Source organism: Brumimicrobium salinarum, assembly GCF_002844555.1.
GTDB lineage: Bacteria > Bacteroidota > Bacteroidia > Flavobacteriales_D > Crocinitomicaceae > Brumimicrobium > Brumimicrobium salinarum.
In genome coordinates this window covers 1-354 of record NZ_PJNI01000081.1, presented here as the reverse complement: position 1 = coordinate 354, position 354 = coordinate 1, and the positions used below count along the sequence as shown (strand labels likewise).

Annotated in this window: 1 pseudogene; it reads right to left on the bottom strand. The window is 33.9% G+C overall.

The window, feature by feature from the left end:
• Positions 1 to 354 (bottom strand): annotated as a pseudogene (locus CW751_RS15535) (TonB-dependent receptor); the annotation flags it as partial.

Below are 354 nucleotides of genomic sequence, written 5' to 3'. Positions count from 1 at the left end.
ACTAATAAAGTCTGTTGTGGTGCAAACTTCCATTCATCTTGAATAAAAATACCTGGCAAATAAATTTCTGAAGGATCAGTTATCACCTCACCATCTACAATCTTTTCGGTAGCTACTGAATTATCATCATAATAAGTATAGCGCATCGAAGCTCCAAGCATCAAATCATGTCTATTTATTTTCTTATCCCACGTAAATTGACCAAATCCAATATTTTGAACAGCGTCATAAACATCAGTTCCATAACGTGAATTTTGATCGTGTCCATTTGCACTAAACATAAACATCACCTTTTCTTTAATAGGCAATTGGTAATTTCCGAAAAGTTCCCACCGACTTGTATATATTGTTTCA